Source organism: Variovorax sp. J22R115 (assembly GCF_030317005.1).
Classification (GTDB): Bacteria; Pseudomonadota; Gammaproteobacteria; order Burkholderiales; family Burkholderiaceae_C; genus Variovorax.
The window spans coordinates 217990-238308 of record NZ_JASZYM010000004.1 but is presented as its reverse complement, the minus strand read 5'-3'; the positions used below and the strand labels follow the sequence as shown (position 1 = coordinate 238308).

Annotated in this window: 22 protein-coding genes and 1 riboswitch; of the genes, 7 read left to right on the top strand and 15 right to left on the bottom strand. The window is 64.8% G+C overall.

The features are described from left to right. Window positions 1-141: 141 nt before the first annotated feature. Window positions 142-1491, top strand: coding sequence for a M23 family metallopeptidase (locus QTI04_RS08730; RefSeq protein WP_286615137.1), 1350 nt, complete (start codon window positions 142-144; stop codon window positions 1489-1491). A 48-nt stretch (window positions 1492-1539) separates the two neighbouring features. Continuing rightward, complete coding sequence (locus QTI04_RS08725; protein ID WP_286615135.1) at window positions 1540-2652, top strand: anhydro-N-acetylmuramic acid kinase; 1113 nt, start codon at window positions 1540-1542, stop codon at window positions 2650-2652. 36 nt (window positions 2653-2688) lie between these two features. Here the strand turns inward: QTI04_RS08725 and mdtD are convergent, their stop codons facing one another. The 4 genes from mdtD to rplM form a co-directional block, all read right to left on the bottom strand. Continuing rightward, window positions 2689-4107, bottom strand: a complete 1419-nt coding sequence (gene mdtD / locus QTI04_RS08720) for a multidrug transporter subunit MdtD (RefSeq protein WP_286615130.1) — start codon at window positions 4105-4107, stop codon at window positions 2689-2691. 75 nt (window positions 4108-4182) lie between these two features. Further along, window positions 4183-4548, bottom strand: a complete 366-nt coding sequence (gene erpA / locus QTI04_RS08715; protein WP_007827949.1) for an iron-sulfur cluster insertion protein ErpA — start codon at window positions 4546-4548, stop codon at window positions 4183-4185. A gap of 115 nt (window positions 4549-4663) precedes the next feature. Then, window positions 4664-5056: a 30S ribosomal protein S9 gene (gene rpsI / locus QTI04_RS08710; RefSeq protein WP_286601128.1), complete on the bottom strand. Its 393-nt coding sequence runs from the start codon at window positions 5054-5056 to the stop codon at window positions 4664-4666. A gap of 12 nt (window positions 5057-5068) precedes the next feature. Continuing rightward, window positions 5069-5500 carry a 50S ribosomal protein L13 gene (rplM, locus tag QTI04_RS08705; protein ID WP_028249522.1) on the bottom strand — a complete coding sequence of 144 codons (432 nt, stop codon included), beginning with the start codon at window positions 5498-5500 and terminating at the stop codon, window positions 5069-5071. Between the two features lie 205 nt (window positions 5501-5705). On the opposite strand from rplM, the gene QTI04_RS08700 reads away from it, so the two are divergent. Continuing rightward, entirely contained in the window at window positions 5706-6659 is a 954-nt protein-coding gene (locus QTI04_RS08700) for a 23S rRNA (adenine(2030)-N(6))-methyltransferase RlmJ (RefSeq protein ID WP_286615366.1), read from the top strand. 8 nt (window positions 6660-6667) lie between these two features. Here the strand turns inward: QTI04_RS08700 and QTI04_RS08695 are convergent, their stop codons facing one another. The 4 genes from QTI04_RS08695 to ahcY form a co-directional block, all read right to left on the bottom strand. Beyond that, window positions 6668-7234 (bottom strand): septal ring lytic transglycosylase RlpA family protein, encoded by a 567-nt coding sequence (locus QTI04_RS08695; protein ID WP_286615128.1) that lies wholly within the window; start codon window positions 7232-7234, stop codon window positions 6668-6670. 98 nt (window positions 7235-7332) lie between these two features. Then, complete coding sequence (gene metF / locus QTI04_RS08690; protein ID WP_286615127.1) at window positions 7333-8166, bottom strand: methylenetetrahydrofolate reductase [NAD(P)H]; 834 nt, start codon at window positions 8164-8166, stop codon at window positions 7333-7335. After that, on the bottom strand, window positions 8144-8941 hold the full coding sequence (locus QTI04_RS08685; protein ID WP_286615124.1) for a TlyA family RNA methyltransferase: 798 nt from the start codon (window positions 8939-8941) through the stop codon (window positions 8144-8146). Before QTI04_RS08685 ends, metF begins: the two co-directional genes overlap by 23 nt. A gap of 18 nt (window positions 8942-8959) precedes the next feature. Further along, a complete protein-coding gene (gene ahcY, locus QTI04_RS08680) occupies window positions 8960-10396 on the bottom strand; it encodes an adenosylhomocysteinase (protein WP_286567922.1) in 1437 nt (478 codons plus the stop codon). Between the two features lie 63 nt (window positions 10397-10459). After that, a riboswitch (S-adenosyl-L-homocysteine riboswitch) is annotated at window positions 10460-10529 on the bottom strand. 101 nt (window positions 10530-10630) lie between these two features. Here ahcY and QTI04_RS08675 point away from each other — a divergent pair. The 3 genes from QTI04_RS08675 (at window position 10631) to QTI04_RS08665 (ending at window position 13819) form a co-directional block, all read left to right on the top strand. Further along, on the top strand, window positions 10631-11281 hold the full coding sequence (locus QTI04_RS08675) for a hypothetical protein (RefSeq protein ID WP_286601118.1): 651 nt from the start codon (window positions 10631-10633) through the stop codon (window positions 11279-11281). Between the two features lie 103 nt (window positions 11282-11384). Beyond that, the gene (locus tag QTI04_RS08670) at window positions 11385-13013 is read left to right on the top strand and encodes a peptide chain release factor 3 (RefSeq protein ID WP_286601117.1); all 1629 of its coding nucleotides are present in this window, start codon (window positions 11385-11387) and stop codon (window positions 13011-13013) included. Then, complete coding sequence (locus tag QTI04_RS08665; protein ID WP_286615123.1) at window positions 13013-13819, top strand: HAD-IIB family hydrolase; 807 nt, start codon at window positions 13013-13015, stop codon at window positions 13817-13819. The genes QTI04_RS08670 and QTI04_RS08665 overlap by 1 nt, the downstream gene beginning before the upstream one ends. On the opposite strand, the gene QTI04_RS08660 is transcribed toward QTI04_RS08665, so the two are convergent. Both QTI04_RS08660 and QTI04_RS08655 read right to left on the bottom strand, forming a co-directional pair. Beyond that, window positions 13806-14639 carry a DUF4399 domain-containing protein gene (locus QTI04_RS08660; protein WP_286615120.1) on the bottom strand — a complete coding sequence of 278 codons (834 nt, stop codon included), beginning with the start codon at window positions 14637-14639 and terminating at the stop codon, window positions 13806-13808. The genes QTI04_RS08665 and QTI04_RS08660 overlap by 14 nt on opposite strands. An 86-nt stretch (window positions 14640-14725) precedes the next feature. Then, window positions 14726-14944, bottom strand: a complete 219-nt coding sequence (locus tag QTI04_RS08655; protein ID WP_286601400.1) for a SlyX family protein — start codon at window positions 14942-14944, stop codon at window positions 14726-14728. A gap of 46 nt (window positions 14945-14990) precedes the next feature. On the opposite strand from QTI04_RS08655, the gene QTI04_RS08650 reads away from it, so the two are divergent. Beyond that, on the top strand, window positions 14991-15836 hold the full coding sequence (locus QTI04_RS08650; RefSeq protein WP_286615119.1) for a GNAT family N-acetyltransferase: 846 nt from the start codon (window positions 14991-14993) through the stop codon (window positions 15834-15836). Window positions 15837-15977: 141 nt separating this feature from the next. On the opposite strand, the gene QTI04_RS08645 is transcribed toward QTI04_RS08650, so the two are convergent. From QTI04_RS08645 to QTI04_RS08625, 5 genes are all read right to left on the bottom strand, one after another. Continuing rightward, entirely contained in the window at window positions 15978-16715 is a 738-nt protein-coding gene (locus QTI04_RS08645) for an amino acid ABC transporter ATP-binding protein (RefSeq protein WP_286615364.1), read from the bottom strand. Between the two features lie 24 nt (window positions 16716-16739). Further along, the gene (locus QTI04_RS08640; RefSeq protein ID WP_286615117.1) at window positions 16740-17405 is read right to left on the bottom strand and encodes an amino acid ABC transporter permease; all 666 of its coding nucleotides are present in this window, start codon (window positions 17403-17405) and stop codon (window positions 16740-16742) included. Window position 17406: 1 nt separating this feature from the next. After that, window positions 17407-18132, bottom strand: coding sequence for an amino acid ABC transporter permease (locus QTI04_RS08635; RefSeq protein WP_286601109.1), 726 nt, complete (start codon window positions 18130-18132; stop codon window positions 17407-17409). A 90-nt stretch (window positions 18133-18222) separates the two neighbouring features. After that, window positions 18223-19125, bottom strand: a complete 903-nt coding sequence (locus QTI04_RS08630; protein ID WP_286615113.1) for a transporter substrate-binding domain-containing protein — start codon at window positions 19123-19125, stop codon at window positions 18223-18225. 197 nt (window positions 19126-19322) lie between these two features. After that, window positions 19323-20297, bottom strand: coding sequence for a LysR family transcriptional regulator (locus QTI04_RS08625; RefSeq protein ID WP_286601104.1), 975 nt, complete (start codon window positions 20295-20297; stop codon window positions 19323-19325). Between the last annotated feature and the right edge of the window lie 22 nt (window positions 20298-20319).

Genomic DNA, 20319 nt, shown 5'->3' with positions numbered 1-20319 from the left:
TTTGTATGGCCGAAGCTATACTCAGCCGGACTTTTCAAGCGCCGGATTCTAAGCGGCGCTGTGTGCCCGCACCGTCCTGCCGACCGTTCGACACGGCCTTCGCAGCACGGATCTGCAGAACCTGAGTTGGAATTTCTAAGTTTGATCAACGGCATTCTGGCCGCCGAGGAGCTGATTGCTTCGCGCGTGGCCCACACATTTCGGACATACCCGAAGCAGATCACGGCCGCGATCGCTGCCGTGCTGTTGTCCGCAGGTGGCGGTGCCTTTGCAGTCGCCTCGCTCGGCCCCGATGCGGCCGACCTCCCCGTCAGGCAAGTGTTCGAAGCGGTCAAGCCGCTCTCGTTCGCCGAACAGGTCGAAGCGCTCGACACCCACAGCTTCACGCTGTTCCGCAACGAAACCACCCGTTCGAGCGACACCGCCGAGGCGCTGTTGCGGCGTCTGGGCATTGCCGATCCGGCAGCCGCTGGTTTCGTCCGGGCAAATCCCGAAGCGCGCGCCGCCCTGCTCAGCCGCCCCGGCCGCACGGTCACCGCGGAAGCCACGCAGGAAAACACCCTGCAAAAGCTCAGCGCGCGCTGGATTCCCGACGGCGACGGCGGCTTCAAGCGCCTCGTGGTCGAGAAAAAGGGCGACAGCTTCACCGCCCGCACCGAATCCGACGCGCTAACGCCCGGCAGCCGCCTCGCCAGCGGTGTCGTCCGCACCTCGCTTTTTGCGGCAACGGATGACGCAGGCATTCCCGATTCCGTGGCCAGCCAGCTGGCGGACGTCTTCTCCGGCGACGTGGACTTCCGCTCGCTGCGCAAGGGCGACCGCTTTGCCGTCGTCTACGAAACCTTCGACGCGGACGGCCAGTCGCTGCGCAGCGGCCGCGTGCTCTCGGCCGAGTTCGAGAGCAACGGCAAGCTGCACCAGGCGCTGTGGTTCCAGGAGCCCGGCCAGAAAGGTGGTTACTACCGCCCCAACGGTGACAGCCTTCGCCGCGCGTACCTGAGTTCGCCCGTCGAATTCACGCGGGTATCGAGCGGTTTTGCCATGCGCCTGCATCCGATCCTCAACAGCTGGCGCCAGCACCACGGCATCGACTTCGCAGCCCCCACCGGCACGCCCGTCCGCGCCGTTGGCGATGGCACCGTCGAGTTTGCCGGCACGCAAAGCGGCTACGGCAACATCGTGATCGTCAAGCATCGCAACAACCAGGAAACGGCCTACGCGCACCTGAGCCGCATCGACGTCAAGACCGGCCAGAGCATCAGCCAAAGCCAGACCCTGGGCGCCGTCGGTTCTTCCGGCTGGGCCACCGGCCCCCACCTTCACTTCGAATTCCGGGTGAACGGCGAATACCACGATCCCTCGACCATCGCTCAGCAGGAAGGTGGTGTCCCGATCACCGCGGCGGCACGCCCTGCGTTCGAACGCCTTGCCCTCGCGACCCGCACCGAGCTTTCGGCCGCGTTCTCGGTGGTACAAGCCAGCGCGGATTGAGCAACGGGCCCTGGCCGCCCGGGTGACCACCACACGACTCCCCGAACCATGGCTGAACTCTTCATCGGCCTCATGTCGGGCACCTCGCTGGACGGCGTCGACGGAGTGCTCGCCGATTTCTCGGACGGACGCATCGCGGTTCAGGGCTTTGCGGCAGCGCCGTTTTCAGTGAGCCTGCGCGCCGAGTTGATGGCGCTCAATTCGCCCGGCGGCGACAACGAATTGCACCGCGCCGCCTTGGCTGGCAACGGCCTAGCCCGGGTCTATGCGCGCGTGGCGCAGCAGTTGCTGGCCGATGCCGGCATCTCGGGCGATACCGTGACCGCGATCGGCGCGCACGGACAGACGGTGCGCCACCGCCCTGGTGAATTCGACGACGTCGGATACACGCTGCAGATCAACAACCCTTCCCTGCTCGCCGAGCTGACCGGCATTCCCGTGGTGGCGGACTTCCGCAGTCGCGATCTCGCAGCGGGTGGCCAGGGTGCGCCCCTGGTACCCGGCTTCCACCGGGCGCTGTTCGCACGGGACGACCGGGCTGTGGCAGTGCTGAACATCGGCGGCATTTCCAATCTCAGCTTGCTGCCGGCCGGCAGCGGCACGGTGCTGGGCTTCGATTGCGGTCCCGGTAACGCGCTGATCGACCACTGGTGCCAGACGCACATCGGCCAGCCCTTCGACGCGGCCGGCCAATGGGCGGCCAGCGGTCAGGTTCTGCCGGAACTGCTGTCGCGGCTTCTCGGCGATGCGTATTTCGCGAAGGCGCCGCCCAAGAGCACCGGTCGCGACTTGTTCAACCCAAACTGGCTGGCTTCGCACATGGGCACGACGGACGCCAAGCCCGCCGATGTGCAGGCCACCCTGACTGAACTGACTGCCCAGGTCTGTGCGACCCATCTGACCCGCCACGGGCCCGACAGCCAGTTGCTGATCGTGTGTGGCGGCGGCGCACTCAACCTCCATCTCCTGTCGCGCCTGCGCGCATTGCTACCGTCCCTCGAAGTGCTCTCCTCCGCCGAACGCGGCTTGCCGCCGCAGGAGGTCGAGGCCGCTGCATTTGCATGGCTGGCGCGCAGCACCATGCTCGGCCAGGCAGGCAACCTCGCCAGCGTGACCGGCGCGCGCGGTGCGCGCGTTCTCGGCGCCCTCTATCCCGCCTGATTGCTCCCGCTCGTTCGGCGCCAACGCCGATCCGCGTCACCCCTGACCCGACACTTCCGGCTGCGCCGGCTGGACCGCGCGCGCCTCCGGCGGCAGGTGCCAGAAGATCAGCGCCGAGGCCAGCGTGATCAACCCCATGCTCGCGAAGGTCGCCTCGAACGCGTGCAGCGTTTCCAGCGGCGTCTCGCTGCCGAAGATCCCCGTGTAGCCCGCGAGAACCGCGCTCGCAGCAGCCACTCCCAGGCTCATGGCGAGCATCTGCACCATCGACAGAAGGCTGTTTCCGGCACTCGCCATGCTGCCGTCCAGATCCTTCAGCGTGATCGTGTTCATGGCCGTGAACTGCAGCGAATTGACTGCGCCGAAAACCAGCAACTGGACGATGTGCAGCGCCACCGGCTGGGAGGGCGTGGTCAAGCCGAAGCTTGCCATCGTCAGTCCCACCAGCGCGGTGTTGACGACCAGCACCCGCCGGTAGCCGTACCGCGTGATCAGCGGCGTGGCGAAGCGCTTCATCGCCATGCCGGCCAGCGCGATCGGCAGCATCATGAGCCCCGCCTTCAGCGGCGAGTAGCTCATCGAGACCTGGAGCAACAACGGGATCAGGAAAGGCATGCAGCCGCTGCCAAGGCGCGAGAACAGATTGCCCAGCAGGCCGATGCTCAGCGTCGGGATGCCGAAAAGAGCGGGCTCGAACAGCGGATAGGGGCGACGCACCGCATGAAGCCAATAGGCCGTGATGCTGGCGAAGCCGAACACCAGCAGTACGAGGACGCCGACCTGGCGCAATCCAAGTCCGGAGACACCGTCGATGGCGAGAGAAATCGACACCATGCCCAAGGCCAGCAACGCATATCCGACCGCGTCGAAACGATGCAGTAGATCCGCGCGCAGGTCCGGCATGACGCGCAAGGTGACGAAGCACCCGATCAGGCCCACCGGCACGTTGGTCAGGAAGATCCAGTGCCACGACGCGTACTGCACCAGCCACCCGCCCAGCGTCGGACCCAGCAGCGGCCCGATCAGCCCGGGGATCGCGACGAAGCTCATGGCCGCCAGGAACTCGGCCCGCGGCACCGTGCGAAGCAATGCGAGGCGCCCGACGGGCAGCAGGAGCGCGCCGCCCATCCCCTGGACGACACGCGCCGCGACCAGCTGCCCAATGCCCCGTGACAAGGCACACAGTCCCGATCCGAGCACGAACAGCACGATGGCAGCGAAGAAGATCCGCTTCGTGCCGAAGCGATCCGCGATCCAGCCGGACGCGGGAATCAGCATCGCCATGGTGAGCGAATAGGCCACCACCACCGACTGCATGCGCAACGGGCTCTCGCCCAGGCTGGCAGCCATGGCGGGCAGCGCCGTGTTGATGATCGTCGCATCGAGCGTCTGCATGAAGAAGCCGATGGCCACCAGCCACAGGAGGCTCTTGCGCGGTGAACTCGATGAAGTCATGAACTCGGAAGGTGACGGGCAGCAAAAAGCCGCCCGGAGGCGGCTTTTTGAAAGGACGCGGACGAACTCAGCACATCAGGCCGAGAAGCTCGATCCGCAGCCGCAGGTGCTGGTGGCGTTGGGGTTCTTGATGACGAACTGGGCGCCTTGCAGATCTTCCTTGTAGTCGATCTCGGCGCCGACCAGGTACTGGTAGCTCATGGCGTCGATCAGCAAGGACACGCCATTCTTGGTCATGGTGGTGTCATCTTCGTTCGTGATTTCGTCGAACGTGAAACCGTACTGGAAGCCAGAGCAACCGCCACCCTGCACGAATACGCGCAGCTTGAGATCGGGATTGCCTTCTTCGGCGATCAGGTCGGCAACCTTGGCTGCCGCGCTGTCCGTGAAGACGATGGGCTCAGGCATCTGGGTCTGGATGTTTTCTGCAACGGCGCTCATGAAGGGGACTCCTGTGGGGCCGAACGTGCGGCCGATCGATCAATGCTACTTCAAACAACAAAAAACCGCCCGAAGGCGGTTCTTTGACAGTGCAAGCGATAAGCCCAAAGGGCGATCAGCGCTTGGAGAACTGCTTGCGGCGGCGTGCGGAGTGCAGACCGACCTTCTTACGCTCGACTTCACGCGCGTCGCGCGTCACGAAGCCGGCCTGGCTCAACACCGGCTTGAGCGTCGCGTCGTAGTCGATCAAGGCGCGGGTGATGCCGTGGCGCGTCGCGCCTGCCTGGCCCGATTCACCGCCACCAGCCACATTGACCATGATGTCGAAGGTTTCGACGTTGTTGGTCAAGAAAAGCGGTTGCTTGGCAATCATGATCGAGGTTTCGCGGCCAAAGAACTCCTGGATGTCCTTGCCGTTGACCGTGATCTTGCCGGTGCCTTTTTTCAGAAACACGCGGGCGACGCTCGATTTGCGACGGCCGGTGCCATTGTTCCATTCACCAATCATTCTCAAGGCTCCTTACAGTTCCAGCACTTTGGGCTGTTGGGCGGTATGCGGGTGCTCTGCGCCACCGTACACCTTGAGTTTCTTGATCATCGCGTAGCCGAGCGGACCCTTGGGCAGCATGCCCTTGACGGCCTTTTCCAGGGCGCGGCCCGGATGCTTGGCTTGCATGTCGCGGAAGTTGGTGGCCGTGATGCCGCCCGGGTAGCCCGAGTGACGGTAGTACACCTTGTCAAGCGGCTTGGCGCCGGTGACACGCAGCTGGGCTGCGTTGATGATGACGATGAAGTCACCGGTATCGACGTGAGGCGTGTAAATGGCCTTGTGTTTGCCGCGCAAACGGAGAGCAACTTCGCTGGCTACTCGTCCGAGGACCTTGTCGGTCGCGTCAATCACAAACCACTCGTGCGTCACGTCAGCGGGCTTGGCGCTGAACGTTTTGGTCATGAGTTTTCTCTTGAAAGAGGGTTTGGCGGGCCCTTTTCCACGGTCGGCTTTCCTCTGTGCCATTTCTGGCGGGAATCTCTTAGGTGGGTTTCATTCCTTCGCCGCGGGGCCACAAAAGCGCTGCGAAGCCCTCGATTATACGAAGAATCGTCCTCAAGAGGCAATTCGGCTCCGTTTCCGGGGGCCGGCGGTTACCATCGGGGTCATGTTCAGCTACCGCCACGCCTTCCACGCCGGCAACCACGCCGACGTGCTCAAGCACACGGTGCTGATTGCCACGCTCGAGCACCTGCTCGAAAAAGACGCCGCCCTGACGGTGGTCGACACCCACGCAGGTGCCGGTCTCTACCGGCTCGACGGCGACTACGCCGGCACCAGCGGCGAGGCGGCAGATGGGGTGCTGCGCCTGCTTTCCGATCCCAAGCCCGCCGCGGGCGAAGCGGCCAGCCCCGCCAAGGGATCGGCAAAAAAGACGGCCGAAAAGCCACCCGCGCCTCTTTCCGACGCCCTCTCGCGCTACCTCGAGGTGATCCGCGACTTCAATCCGAAGGGCGGCGCGCGAATCTATCCGGGTTCGCCCTTCATCACTCACCACCTGCTGCGCGATCACGACAAGCTCAAGCTGTTCGAGCTGCACCCGACCGATGCGCGCACGCTCGACGCGAACATCGCGCAACTCGAAGCCGGGCGCCAGATCAGCGTACTGCGCGACGACGGCTTCGGCAGCGCCACCAAGTTCCTGCCGCCGCCGTCACGCCGTGCCCTGGTGCTGTGCGACCCGAGCTACGAGATCAAGAGCGACTACGGCCGCGTGCTGGATTTCGTCGCCGAGGCGCTCAAGCGTTTTGCGACCGGCACCTATGCCGTGTGGTACCCGATCATTCCGCGCCCCGAGGCGCACGACCTGCCGCGCCGCCTCAAGACAATGGCCACGAAAGCCGGCAAGCCGTGGCTGCATGCCACCCTGACAGTCAAGTCCAGCAAGATCACCACCGATGCGACAGGTGCCACGCACCGTCCCGGCCTGCCCGCCAGCGGCATGTTCCTGATCAATCCGCCCTACACGCTCAAGCCGCTGCTGGCGGCCGCCCTGCCGCAAATGGCCGACCTTCTCGGCCAAGACCGCAACGCTGCCTTTTCCCTGGACAGCGGCGGATAAGGGCAACGTCACTTCCGCGTGCGGGGTGCGACCTTGCGCACGGATTTGGCTTGGGGTGCGGGCTCTGCCGGCGCCGCCGGCACGTCGGCCACGCCGACCACCGTACCGCCGCAGCGGTCCGTCTCCTTGACCACGATATGCAGTGCCACCTGCTTGATCCCGAGCCCCAGGAGGCCGATCGACTCGGCGGCGGCGCGGCTCAGGTCGATGATGCGACCCGACGTGTAGGGGCCGCGGTCGTTGATGCGAACCAGTACTTCCCGCCCGTTCACGAGGCTGCGAACGCACACGCGCGTATTGAACGGCAGCGTCTTGTGGGCAGCAGTGAATTCCGTCATGTCGAAACGCTCGCCGCTTGCGGTCTTGCGTTGATGAAACTGGATGCCGTACCAGGAAGCACCGCCACGCTCGAAGATCTCACGCGGGCCCTCGTCGCCCGGCACGCCGTCGTCTGGCGCCTCGCCTGCGCCGGAGACCGCGAGGTCATAGCGCACGGAGGGCACTTGGGAGCGCGGCGGCGCGCCGGGCGGGACGGCCAGTTGCTTGACCAGGGGGCGCAGCCTGATCTGAGCCATTCCGTCGTCATCTCCCGTCGAGGGCGCCGTGGTACACGCTGTCAGCCATACCGCCGCGACGAGCGCAGGCAAGCTGCCGGCGACACGCCTACCCAAACTCATGCACCCCAGCCGAGCCGCTGCAGCACGCCGAGCGTAGCCACCGACTGGTTCATCGTGTAGAAGTGAAGCGCCGGTGCACCACCGGCACCCAGGCGTTCGCAAAGGTCGGTGACCACATCGAGACCGAACGCCCTGATCGACGCAGTGTCATCGCCAAAGCTCTGCAGCCGCAGGCGAATCCAGCGCGGGATTTCGGCGCCGCAGGCGTCCGAGAAGCGCATCAGCTGCGTCGAGCTGGTGATCGGCATGATGCCCGGCACGATTGGCGTGCCGAGGCCTATGGCGCGCGCCTCGTCGACGAAGCGGAAGTAGGCCTCCGGGCTGAAGAAATACTGCGTGATGGCCGAATCGGCACCGGCATGCACCTTGGCCGCGAAAGCCTGCAGGTCGGCCTCGGGCGATCGGGCTTGCGGATGCACTTCGGGATAGCAGGCCACCTCGATATGGAAATCGCGTCCGGTCTCTTCTCGGATGAAGGCGACGAGATCGCTCGCGTAGAGGAATTCGCCACCAATGCCATAGCCGCTGGGCAAGTCGCCCCGCAACGCGACGAGACGGTCGACGCCCATCGCCTTCAGTTCGGCGAGTTGCTCGCGCACGGTCGCCCTTGTCGCGCCGATGCACGAGAAGTGGCTGGCGGCGGCGACACCTTCCTCCAGGATCTCGCGGACGGTGCCGAAGGTACCGTCGTGCGTCGAGCCGCCCGCGCCGTAGGTCACCGAACAGAACTCGGGGGCCTGCGCATAGAGCTGCTGCCGCACGGCACGCAGCTTGGTTGCGCCTTCTGGCGTCTTGGGCGGAAAGAATTCAAAGCTGAGCGGAAGGCGCACGGCCGGCTCCTGGTTCGCCGTTGGCATGAACGGCATGAATGAAGAACTCGCGGTTGCCATCGCCACCCGCGATCGGGCTGTCGAGCCAGCTCTGCACATGCAGGCCGAGCGCCTCGCAGGCGTCGCGCAGCCGTTGCTCGACGACCTCATACAGCGCGGGGTCACGGACGATGCCACCCTTGCCGACCTGCCCGGGCTGCAACTCGAACTGCGGCTTGACCAGCATCAGCAGGTCGCCGCCCGGCGCCAGCAAAGGCACCAGCGCCGGCAGCACCAACGTTAGCGAGATGAACGAGAGGTCGCCCACGATCAACCCGAAATCCGAATCGTCCGGCAACGGGTCTGCCCAGGCATCGGCACTCAGCGTGCGGGCATTGACGCCTTCGACGGCGGTCACGCGCGCATCGTCGCGCACGCGCGAATGCAACTGCCCGTGGCCCACGTCAACGCCGACCACGTGCCCGGCCCCTTGCTGCAGCAGGCAGTCGGTAAAGCCGCCCGTCGACTGGCCCACGTCGAGGCATCGCCGCCCCCGCGGGTCGACCCCGGTCGCGGCCAGTGCACCTTCGAGCTTGAGCCCGCCGCGCGAGACATAGCGCGCCTCGGCGGCATCGAGCAGTTCGAGCTCGGCCGCCTCCGGCACCTCGTCGCGATTCTTGCTGACCACACGCCAGTTCGCTCCGTCGCGCCATCGCAAGCCGCCGGCAATCAGCCGGACGGCTTGCGAGCGCGACGCAGCGAGGCCGCGTTCGACAAGCAATTGATCGGCGCGCAAAACGCTACGCCCGCGCCATCAGTAGCGGTACGTGTCCGGCTTGTACGGGCCGTTCTTGTCAACGCCGATGTAGGCGGCCTGGGCATCCGTCAGCTCGGTCAGCATGGCGCCGACCTTCTTCAGGTGCAGGCGAGCGACTTTCTCGTCGAGGTGCTTGGGCAACACGTAGACCTTGCCGGCCTGGTAGGCGTCGGGTTTGGTGAAGAGCTCGATCTGGGCGATGGTCTGGTTCGCGAACGACGACGACATCACGAAGCTCGGGTGGCCCGTGCCGCAGCCCAGGTTCACGAGGCGGCCCTTGGCCAGCAGGATGATCTTCTTGCCGTCCGGGAAGGTGATGTGGTCGACCTGCGGCTTGATCTCTTCCCACTCGTACTTCTCGATCGAAGCGACGGCGATTTCATTGTCGAAGTGGCCGATGTTGCAGACGATCGCCTGGTCCTTCATCGCGGCCATGTGCTCGTGGCGGATGACGTCACGGTTGCCGGTGGTGGTCACGAAGATGTCGGCCTTATCGGCGGCGTATTCCATCGTGACGACCTTGTAGCCTTCCATCGCGGCCTGCAGGGCGTTGATGGGGTCGATCTCGGTGACCCACACCTGGGCGCTCAGCGCGCGCAGCGCCTGGGCCGAACCCTTGCCCACGTCGCCGTAGCCGGCCACGCAGGCGACCTTGCCGGCGATCATCACGTCGGTGGCGCGCTTGATGCCGTCGACCAGCGATTCGCGGCAGCCGTAGAGGTTGTCGAACTTGCTCTTGGTGACCGAATCGTTCACGTTGATGGCGCGGAACAGCAGCGTACCCTTGGCGCTCATCTCGTTCAGGCGGTGAACTCCGGTGGTGGTCTCTTCGGTCACGCCGATGATCTCGGCCGACTTGCGGGTGTACCAGGTCGCGTCGACGGCCAGCTTGGCCTTGATCGCGGCGTAGAGGATGCGCTCTTCATCGCTGGTCGGGTTGGCGAGCACGCTCTGGTCCTTCTCGGCACGCTGGCCCAGGTGCATCAGGAGCGTGGCGTCGCCGCCGTCGTCCAGGATCATGTTCGGGCCTTCGCCGGCCGAGCCCTTCGCGCCGAAATCGAAGATGCGATGGGTGTAGTCCCAGTAGTCTTCCAGCGACTCGCCCTTGATCGCGAACACCGGCGTGCCGGCGGCAGCGATGGCGGCTGCGGCATGGTCCTGCGTCGAGAAGATGTTGCACGAGGCCCAGCGCACGGTGGCGCCCAGCGCTTGCAGGGTTTCGATCAGCACGGCGGTCTGGATCGTCATGTGCAGCGAGCCGGTGATGCGCGCGCCCTTGAGCGGCTGGCTCTTGGCGAATTCCTCGCGGATCGCCATCAGGCCGGGCATTTCGGTTTCGGCGATACGGATTTCCTTGCGGCCCCAGGCGGCGAGGGTCAGGTCGGCGATGGCCTGGTCGGCGGTGGAAACGGGGGATTTGAGAACAGCGCTCATGTTGGCTCCAAAGCAAGTTTGAAAGATGCCACTGCGTTCGGGGAAAGGACTCACCGCGAGAACAGCGGGTGAGCGTGGTTGCGATGGTGGTCCGAGCCTCACGCCTGTCGGCGCTGCAACGCTCCTCGGAACGGGGGATTTTAGCGCGTGCGGGCGGAGCCGTCGCAGCAGCATTGTTTCGATCGGCCTAGACTGCAACGCCCACCCCAGACCCACCCACCACGGCGTTACAACATGTTCAAAGCCAGAGTCCTTGCCACATCGTTCGTGATCGCGTCGGCGGTACTGCCGATGGCGGTCCCGGCGCAGACCCCGGCCGCTCCGGCCGCCGCCCAGAACGTGCGTGTGCGCGGTGTCATCGTGCACGTCGATGCGAAATCGCTGACCGTCAAGGACCGCAGCGGGGAAGTCGTGACCATGGTGCGCCCCGCCGACATGCGCGTCATCGAGGTGCTCCCGGTGACTGCGGCGGCCATCAAGCCCAACAGCTTCGTCGGCGCAGGCTCGATGCCGCAGCCCGACGGCACGCAGCGCGCGGTCGAAGTCCTGGTGTTTCCCGAATCCATGCGAGGCACCGGCGAAGGTTTTCGACCCTGGGACTACATGCCCAACGGCACGATGACCAACGCCACCGTCTCCAAACTGTCGGCGGCGCCGGCCGCGGTGCCGGGCGGCCAGAAGCTGGTGCTGAAGTACAAGGACGGCGAAAAGACCGTGATCGTTCCGCGCGGCACGCCGATCGTCACTTTCAAGCCCGGCAAGGACGACCAGTCGGCGCTGGTGGTCCCGGGCGCGAAGGTCGTCGTTACCGCGCAGATGAAAGACGGCCAGCCCACCGCTTCGAGCCTCCTGGTGGGCCGCAACGGATTCACCCCGCCCATGTGAGCACGAGGGTCGCCCTGGACGACCCAGGAGGGGCCAAAACGGTAAAATCGTGGGCTTTGCCTCCAGCAGCCCGCGCCCGTGAGCGCGCACCGCGTTCACCCCCATGACATTCGCCTCCGAAACCCGCCGCCGCCGCACCTTCGCGATCATTTCCCACCCTGACGCCGGTAAAACCACGCTGACGGAAAAACTGCTGCTGTTCTCAGGTGCGATCCAGATCGCCGGTTCGGTCAAGGCGCGCAAGGCCTCTCGCCATGCGACTTCCGACTGGATGGAAATCGAAAAGCAGCGCGGCATCTCGGTCGCCTCGTCGGTGATGCAGATGGCCTACCGCGACCACGTCATCAACCTGCTCGACACGCCCGGCCACAAGGACTTCTCTGAAGACACCTACCGCGTGCTCACCGCGGTCGATTCGGCGCTCATGGTGATCGACGCCGCCAACGGTGTCGAAGCGCAGACGCGCCGCCTGATCGAGGTCTGCCGCCAGCGCGACACGCCGATCATCACCTTCGTCAACAAAATGGACCGCGAAGTGCGCGAGCCGCTCGAACTGCTCGACGAGATCGAGCGCGAGCTGGGCATGCCCTGCGTGCCGATGACCTGGCCCGTGGGCCAGGGCAAGTCCTTCGGCGGCATCGTGAACCTGCGCACCCAGGCGATGACGGTGTTCGAGTCGGGCAGCGAGCGTCTGCCGCAGGACTTCGAAGCCATCCCGCTTACCGACCGCGAGACGCTGCAGAAGCGCTTCGGCCGCGAATTCGATACCGCGATGGAGAGCATGGAACTTGCCACGGGCGCATCCCCCACGTGGGACCGCGAGGCATTCCTCGCCGGCAAGCAGACGCCGGTCTTCTTCGGTTCCGGGGTCAACAACTTCGGCGTGATGGAAGTGCTCGACGCGCTGGTCGACCTGGCGCCCCAACCACAGCCGCGCGTCAGCACCACGCTGGTCAACCGGCAGCCGGTGGTCAAGGAGATCCAGCCCGAGGACAAGGACTTCGCCGGCGTGGTGTTCAAGGTACAGGCCAACATGGACGCCAACCACCGCGACCGAATCGCCTTCGTGCGCATGGCCTCCGGCCGCTACACGCCAGGCATGAAGCTCAAGGTGCAGCGCACCGCCAAGGAGTTGCGTCCGACCAGCGTCGTGACCTTCATGAGCCAGCGGCGCGAAGCGGTCGAGGAGGCCTACGCGGGCGACATCGTCGGCTTCACGACGCACGGCGGCGTGCAGTTGGGCGACACCATCACCGACGGCGCGTCGCTGCAGTTCACCGGCCTGCCCTTCTTCGCGCCGGAACTGTTCATGACGGTGATCCTGAAGAACCCATTGCGCACCAAGCAACTGCAGCAAGGCCTCGCACAGCTTGGAGAGGAAGGCGCGATCCAGGTGTTCCGGCCCGAGGTCGGCGGGCCGATGCTCCTCGGCGCGGTCGGCCAACTGCAGTTCGAAGTCGTGCAGCATCGTCTGAAGACCGAGTACGACGCCGACGTCCGGCTCGAAGGCTGCCAGTACACCGGCGCGCGCTGGATCACCGCTGACACGCCGGCCGAACTGCGCGCCTTCACGGACGCCTACCCCGCCCGCATGGCGCGCGATGCGGCCGAGACCCTGGCCTACCTGTGCACCTCGCCCTACGACGTGCGGCTGGCGCAGGAACGCTTCCCGAAGATTCATTTCCATCCGCTGCGCGAGCATGCGGGTCTGGCACTTCACCCGGCAGGCTGATGCTGCCGCTGCCGCGATGGCCGCTCGAGGCGCGCCGTGAACTAATCGGCGTCTTTACCGATATCGACGACACGCTCACGACGGACGGCGCCATCACGCCTGATGCATTGAAGGCGCTGGGCGACATCAAGGCGACCGGCCTCCACAGTGTCGCGATCACCGGCCGCCCCGTGGGCTGGAGCGTGCCTTTCGCCAGCGTGTGGCCTCTCGATGCGATCGTCGCCGAGAACGGCGCGGTCGCGCTCGTTCCCTCCGCGACGGGGCGGCTCGAAAAGCGCTACCAGCAGGACGCCGCGACGCGCGCGCGCAACTTCGCGCGCATGCAAGGCGTGCTGGACCGCATCGAGCGTGAGATCCCCGGCGCGCGACGCGCCACCGACTCGGCGGGCCGCGAGTGCGACATCGCGATCGACCACAGCGAGTTCTCGCACCTGGACGACACGCAGATCGTCGCCGTCGTCGCGCTGATGAGGAGCGAAGGGATGCACGCCACCGTCAGCAGCATCCACATCAACGGCTGGTACGGCGATCACAACAAGCTGGCCGGCGCCCGCTGGATCGTGAGCGAGCTTTGGGGCCGGCAACTCGACCGCGAGATGCCGCGCTGGGCCTACGTAGGGGATTCGACCAACGACGCCTTGATGTTCGAGCATTTCGAACACAGCATCGGCGTGGCGAATGTCCGCCGATTCGAGTCCGCGCTGTCGCATCTGCCGCGCTATGTCGCGCAGGCCGAGCGCGGCGCCGGATTTGCGGAAGTCGCGGCCGCGGTGCTCGACGCCCGCGCCGACATCAACGCACGCTGAACGAGACCGGCTTGGCTCGCGCAGTGACGGCCCCGGGGGCCGTATTGCTCACCAGATCGAGGCGCGCGCTGTAGTCGCCCTTCGGGGGGTTGAGCCACAGCTCGGTCTGCCCGCCATCGAGTTCGATGATCTCGGGCTTCTGGCCCGCACGTTCCAGGATGAGACGGAAGTGCCCGGTGTCCGGAACCTTGGGCCCCGCGTGCGACAAGTTGTAGCCGCTGGCATGCAACTGCACCCGCAACGGCAACTGCACTGTCGTGCGATCCGCTGGGTTGAGGATCTCGACGCGAGGCTGGCCCAGCACGCTGGCTGCCGAAATGCCCTTGTTCTGCTTGCTGACCGTGAACTTCAGCGGCTTGCTGTAGACGAAGTACGGGATGTGCCCCTGGTCGGCCAGCACCAGGCGCATGGTGTAGGTACCAGGCGGCAGGTCGACCACGGTTTCCATCTGGCCCTTGCCGAAGTGGATGTAGTGCTCGGTGAAGGGCAGCGGCATCGAGAAATCGAGCGGCAGCGGCTGGTCGATCAGCAGGTGGTGGTGGCCGGCCTTCCCCGCCGTCTTGCCCGCCGGGACGATTCCGCGCAACGAGAGCCCGAAGCGCGCGACGAACGGCGATTCGAGCGTCACGCCTTCCTTCAGGTTGGTGAAATACGCGTCCGGCGACCAACTGGGCGGCGGCACCACCCATGGATGCGAGAGAAAGTCAGCGCCCTCCGCGCCCTGATGCACTTGCGCGAAAGCCCCCTGCCCCAGCAGAAAGACTCCTGCCGCGGCCAACCTCCATCCCGCCCACAGTCCGTGACGTACACCAAATCTCATGTCCACTCCTCCAAATGTCAGGGGATTGTGTCATCACACTTTGGTGCTACATCACAATTTCGGCCGGCGCGCAGCCCGCACCACGATCAGTAGTGTGGCGGCAACTCGTCGCGCAGATTGCGCGGGCCGCCGGTGCTTGCGTCCGGGCTCTGCTGGCGCAGTTGAATGACCTGAAGAACGAGGCTGTCGATCTGCTGCTGTTGCCTGTAGATAGTCATGTTCAGCTGGTCCAGCAGGTCTTCGGTGAAGCTGGCCTTGATTTCCAGATCGTTCAGGCGGCCTTCGACGTCGTGCGGATTTTCCATCCCGCTATTGGACAGGAATCCCGCACCGGGAGTGAGAATGCCGCGCATGGACTTCACGATCCGCACCCTGCGCCGCGACGAGATGCCCTGGGTCATCGACCTAGCGGCACACGAAGGTTGGAACCCGGGACTGCACGATGCCGAGTGCTTCCATGCGGCCGACCCCGACGGCTTTCTGGTCGCTGAGCGCAAGGGCGAGCCGCTGGGCTGCATCAGCGCCGTTTCGTATGCAGGGCGCTTCGGCTTCGTCGGGCTCTACATCGTCGCGCCGGCGTTGCGCGGAGAAGGCATCGGCATCACCCTCTGGCGCGAAGGCATGGCCCGCTTGTCGGGTCATGTCGTCGGGCTCGACGGCGTACCCGCCCAACAGGAAAACTACCGCCGCAGCGGCTTCGAGTTGGCCTGGAACAACGTCCGCTACGCCGGGGTAGCGCAGGGCTCGGAGATGGCTTCGGCCCGTGAGATCGTTCCGCTCGGCGCGATCGACTTTGCCTCCCTGTGCGCCGACGACCTCCGCGTGTTTCCCGCGCCGCGAGACGCCTTCCTGCGCAGCTGGACCACGATGCCCGATGCGACAGGCCTCGCATGGCGGCGCCAGGGACGACTGGAAGGATGGGGATTGATCCGCCGATGCCGCGAAGGCCACAAGATCGGTCCTCTCGTGGCGGAAGACCTCCCGGTCGCCCAAGCCCTCTACGCCGCCCTGAGCGCCAGCGTACCTGCGAGCGACTCCATCTACCTCGACGTTCCGCAGTCCAATCCAGACGCCATGGCGCTAGCGAAAAAGATGGGCATGCGCGCCGTCTTCGAAACCGCGCGCATGTACCACGGCACCCCGCCCGATTGCGAGTTGAACCGCATCTACGGCATCACCACATTCGAGCTGGGCTGAAAGGCGCCAAAGGAAAAGCCCCGCAAGCGGGGCCTTTTCAATTCCAGAGGTGCCGCAGATCCGGCTCCGCCGGTCTGCAGTCACCGCCCCCGGTCGGGGGAAGGCGAAGCGACACGAAGTGCGCGCAGGCTGGGGGAGAGCCTAATGCGCCAGGATCTTGTTGAGAAAGTCCTTCGTGCGCGCCTGCCGGTTCTCCGGATGGCTGAAGAACTCCTCCTTCGAGCAATCCTCGAGGATGCGTCCACCCACGTCGATGAAGATCACGCGGTTCGCCACCTTGCGCGCAAAGCCCATTTCGTGGGTGACCACCATCATGGTCATGCCTTCCTTGGCCAGCGCCACCATCACGTCGAGCACTTCTCCCACCATCTCGGGGTCCAGCGCGGAAGTGGGTTCGTCGAACAGCATCACCATCGGGTCCATGCTCAGCGCGCGGGCGATCGCCACGCGCTGCTGCTGACCACCGGAGAGCTGGCCCGGAAACTTGTCCTTGTGCGCCATCAGGCCCACGCGGTCGAGCATCTTGAGGCCACGCGTCTTGGCCTCGTCCGCGCTTCGGCCCAGCACCTTGATCTGCGCGATCGTCAGGTTCTCCGTCACCGACAGATGCGGGAAGAGTTCGAAGTGCTGGAACACCATGCCCACCTTCGAGCGCAGCTTCGGCAGGTTGGTCTTGGGGTCGTGCAGCGGAATGCCATTGACCGTGATCTCGCCCTTCTGGAAAGGCTCGAGCGCGTTCACCGTCTTGATCAGCGTGGACTTGCCGGATCCCGAAGGACCGCACACCACCACCACGTCCCCCTTGGAGATGCTGACGGAGCAGTCGTTGAGAACCTGCACCGGGCCATACCACTTGGAAACGTTCTTGATTTCAATCATTTTGTCGGACATCTTTTTTCTCCTTCAGCGGATGATGGCGATCTTCTTGTGCAGCCGCTTCACGAGGTACGAGAGCGAATAGCACAGCACGAAATAGACCACCGCAGCGAGCAGGTAGGCCTCTTCGGGCCGCCCGAAGTTCTTGCCGGCCGTGTCGAAGCCCTTGAACAAGTCGTACGCGCCGATCGCATAGACCAGCGAAGTGTCCTGGAACAGGATGATGGTCTGGGTCAGCAGCACCGGAAGCATGTTGCGAAACGCCTGCGGCAGGATCACGAGCTTCATGTTCTGGCCATAGGTCATCCCCACCGCCTGACCGGCATACACCTGGCCACGAGGGATCGACTGGATGCCCGCGCGCATGATCTCGCTGAAGTACGCCGCCTCGAAGGCGACGAAGGTGATGATGGCCGAGTACTCGGGACCGATCGGGCGGCCGATCATGGTGGGCACCAGCAGGAAGAACCACAGGATCACCATCACCAGCGGAATGCTGCGCATGCCGTTGACGTAGATGGCCGCAGGCATGTCGAGCCACTTGTTGCCCGACAGCCGCATCAGCGCGAGCAACGTGCCGAAGAAGATGCCGCCCAGGGTGGCAACCACCGTCAGGAACACGCTGAAGTAGAGGCCCTTGAGCAGGAATCCGCTGATGACGGGCCAGCTGAAGAAGGTCAGATCGAGATTCATGTCAGTGCCCTCCGGTTCCGCCAGCGACCACGAAGCCTGGCACGCGGACCCTTTTCTCGACCCAGGCCATGATGCGGTTGATGATCATCGCCGAGATCACGTAGAGCACGGTCACGGCCATGTACATCTCGGTCACGCGGGAAGTCTCTTCGCCGGCCTGCATGGCGAACTGGATCATTTCCGGAATCGACACCGCGAATGCGACCGACGAGTTCTTGAAGATGTTCATCGATTCGCTGGTGAGCGGCGGAATGATGATCCGGTAGGCCATCGGCAGGATCACGTAGCGGTAGTACTGGAAAGTGGTGAAGCCCACCGCCATGCCCGCGTAGCGCTGGCCCTTGGGCAGAGCCTGGATGCCGGAGCGAAGCTGCTCGGCAATCCGTGCCGAGGTGAAGAAGCCGAGCGCGAACACCACGAGGATGAAGGGCGGCAGGCCTGCCATGACCGGAAATATCTTCGGCACGACGTGGTACCAGAGGAAGATCTGAACCAGGAGCGGGATGTTGCGGAACAACTCGACCCAGGCATTGCCGAAGCGCACCAGCCAAGGGCTGTCGGGCAGGGTGCGGATCACGCCGACCAGCGAGCCCAGCACCAGTGCCACGACCAGCGAGCACAGGGACACCGACACCGTCCAGCCCCAGGCAGAAACCAGCCACTGCCAGTAGGTGGGTATCTTGCCTCCCGGATCTTCCAGGAAGATTTGCCAATCCCATTTTCCCATTTCAACTCCTCGATCATTGTTGGAGGCAACTCACAAAACAAACGCCCGCCGAAAGAGGCGGGCGTTCGTTCACGCGTCAGCCCACGCGACTTACTTCTTGGCGTAGTCTTCCATCGGCTTGTCGTTGGGGTTGGCCCACGCCGCCTTGGTGGCTTCGGACAGCGGGAGGCCGACCTTGGTGTTGGTCGGCGGGATCGGCTGAATGAACCACTTGTCGTACAGCTTGGCCAGCGAACCATCCTTGATCTGGTTCTTGATGCTGTCATCGACCGCCTTCTTGAAAGCCGGGTCGTCCTTGCGCAGCATGCAGGCGATCGGTTCGACCGACAGAGCCTCGCCGACGATCTTGAAGTCGGCCGGAGCCTTCGACTTGGCGATGTTGCCGGCCAGGATCTGGCCATCCATCACGAAGGCGTCGGCACGGCCCGATTCGAGCAGCAGGAAGCTGTCGGCGTGGTCCTTGCCCATGACTTCCTTGAAATCGATGCCCTGTGCGCGCTCGTTCTTGCGCAGGGTCTGCACCGACGTCGTGCCGGTCGTGGTGGCCACGCTCTTGCCGTTGAGGTCCTTGATCGAGTTGATCCCGGAACTGGCCTTGACCGCGATGCGCACTTCCTCGACGTAGGTGGTGACGGCGAAGGCGACGTCCTTCTGGCGAGTGGCGTTGTTGGTGGTCGAGCCGCACTCGAGGTCCACGGTGCCGTTCTGCACCAGCGGAACACGGTTCTGCGAGGTCACCAACTGGCGCTTGATTTCCAGCTTGGGCAAACCGAGTTGCTTCTGGATGTCGGCCAGGATGCGTTCCGACATTTCGGTGTGGAAGCCAACGTACTTGCCGTCGCCGATGGTGTAGGCCAGTGCGCCAGAGGAGTCACGCACGCCCATCGTGACGCTGCCGCTGGACTTGATCTTGGCCAGAGTGTCATTGGCCTGAGCAAAGGCGCCTCCCGCGGCGAGCGCCATCACGGCCAGGGCCAACATTTGCTTCTTCATATGGAAAACTCCTGTGACTTTGAGATACACGAAATTCTAGACGCCCGCATTTTGCGCCATACCCGGGCCAACCCGGTGCGCCACGCACCATCGAACAGCGAGTCGACGGTCAGCGGCACTGCGCAGGCGCACCACTTTGCAAGTGGCCGCGGGTACGTTGTCACAAAGCACCCTTTGTGCCTGAATGAAACACGAGGTCACCCTGCCGGCTGAGTTCCCACGAGATAGGCCCAGAGGGCTTCCACGGAGCCCTTGGCTCGCGGAGATGGCGCATCGGTCTTGCCAGGGCGCGCGCCAGCCCTGGCGGGGACCGAGGGTCGCTCGCGGTACGCGCGAATCTCCATCGTCGCCTCGAGGCGGTCGATCTCTGGTGGCAATGCACTCACCAGCGTGCGGGCCCGGATCTCCTTGCGCACAGCGCTTTGCGGCAGGAAGGCGATGCCGTGGCCTTCGAGTGCCATCACCTTGAGCCCTTCGGCCATGTCGGTTTCATAGACGCGATCGAGGTGGATGGCAGTGCCCGATTCCTTGAGCAACTGGTCGACCACGCGCCCGAGGTAGGCGCCGGGCGCATAGCCGAGATAGGGCAGCGGCTGACCGGCACGGCCCGGCAGCAGGAAGCGCGGCGCGCCTTCGGCGTCGGGCTTGACCCACGGCGCCACCACCTCCTTGCCGAGGCTCACCATCTCGTAGCGATTGGCGTCCAGCGGCAGAGGTTGAGAGGGATGGTGGTATGCGATCAGCAGATCGCAGCTGCCCTCGACCAGGCGCAGCACGGCGTCATGCACGTTGAGCGCGATGAGCCGGCTCTTCAGCGGACCGAAGTGCTCTCGCAGGCCCGTGACCCAGGCCGGGAAGAAAGTGAAGGCCAGCGTGTGCGGGATGGCGACCTCGATCACATCCTGCGCCGCCGCCGAGTGACCGCGCAGCATGGCGCGCGTGCTCTGCAGCGCCTGCAGCATCTCGATCGCCTGGCCGTACAAGGTCTGGCCTGCCGGCGTGAGCCGTGTCGGGTAGGAACTGCGATCGACCAGGTCCGTGCCGGCCCATCCTTCGAGCGCCTGGATGCGGCGAGAAAACGCGGGCTGAGTCACGTGTCGCAACTGGGCCGAGCGGCTGAAGCTGCGCGTCTCCGCAAGGCTGACAAAGTCTTCGAGCCACTTGGTTTCCATGAACTGATTATGCGAGGGCTGC

Coding starts and splice junctions, on each gene's coding strand:
- QTI04_RS08725 (WP_286615135.1), top strand. CDS start 1,540: ATGGCTGAACTCTTCATCGGCCTCATGTCGGGCACCTCGCTGGACGGC.
- mdtD (WP_286615130.1), bottom strand. CDS start 4,107: ATGACTTCATCGAGTTCACCGCGCAAGAGCCTCCTGTGGCTGGTGGCC.
- erpA (WP_007827949.1), bottom strand. CDS start 4,548: ATGAGCGCCGTTGCAGAAAACATCCAGACCCAGATGCCTGAGCCCATC.
- rpsI (WP_286601128.1), bottom strand. CDS start 5,056: ATGATTGGTGAATGGAACAATGGCACCGGCCGTCGCAAATCGAGCGTC.
- rplM (WP_028249522.1), bottom strand. CDS start 5,500: ATGACCAAAACGTTCAGCGCCAAGCCCGCTGACGTGACGCACGAGTGG.
- QTI04_RS08700 (WP_286615366.1), top strand. CDS start 5,706: ATGTTCAGCTACCGCCACGCCTTCCACGCCGGCAACCACGCCGACGTG.
- QTI04_RS08695 (WP_286615128.1), bottom strand. CDS start 7,234: ATGGCTCAGATCAGGCTGCGCCCCCTGGTCAAGCAACTGGCCGTCCCG.
- ahcY (WP_286567922.1), bottom strand. CDS start 10,396: ATGAGCGCTGTTCTCAAATCCCCCGTTTCCACCGCCGACCAGGCCATC.
- QTI04_RS08675 (WP_286601118.1), top strand. CDS start 10,631: ATGTTCAAAGCCAGAGTCCTTGCCACATCGTTCGTGATCGCGTCGGCG.
- QTI04_RS08670 (WP_286601117.1), top strand. CDS start 11,385: ATGACATTCGCCTCCGAAACCCGCCGCCGCCGCACCTTCGCGATCATT.
- QTI04_RS08665 (WP_286615123.1), top strand. CDS start 13,013: ATGCTGCCGCTGCCGCGATGGCCGCTCGAGGCGCGCCGTGAACTAATC.
- QTI04_RS08660 (WP_286615120.1), bottom strand. CDS start 14,639: ATGAGATTTGGTGTACGTCACGGACTGTGGGCGGGATGGAGGTTGGCC.
- QTI04_RS08655 (WP_286601400.1), bottom strand. CDS start 14,944: ATGGAAAATCCGCACGACGTCGAAGGCCGCCTGAACGATCTGGAAATC.
- QTI04_RS08650 (WP_286615119.1), top strand. CDS start 14,991: ATGGACTTCACGATCCGCACCCTGCGCCGCGACGAGATGCCCTGGGTC.
- QTI04_RS08645 (WP_286615364.1), bottom strand. CDS start 16,715: ATGATTGAAATCAAGAACGTTTCCAAGTGGTATGGCCCGGTGCAGGTT.
- QTI04_RS08640 (WP_286615117.1), bottom strand. CDS start 17,405: ATGAATCTCGATCTGACCTTCTTCAGCTGGCCCGTCATCAGCGGATTC.
- QTI04_RS08635 (WP_286601109.1), bottom strand. CDS start 18,132: ATGGGAAAATGGGATTGGCAAATCTTCCTGGAAGATCCGGGAGGCAAG.
- QTI04_RS08630 (WP_286615113.1), bottom strand. CDS start 19,125: ATGAAGAAGCAAATGTTGGCCCTGGCCGTGATGGCGCTCGCCGCGGGA.
- QTI04_RS08625 (WP_286601104.1), bottom strand. CDS start 20,297: ATGGAAACCAAGTGGCTCGAAGACTTTGTCAGCCTTGCGGAGACGCGC.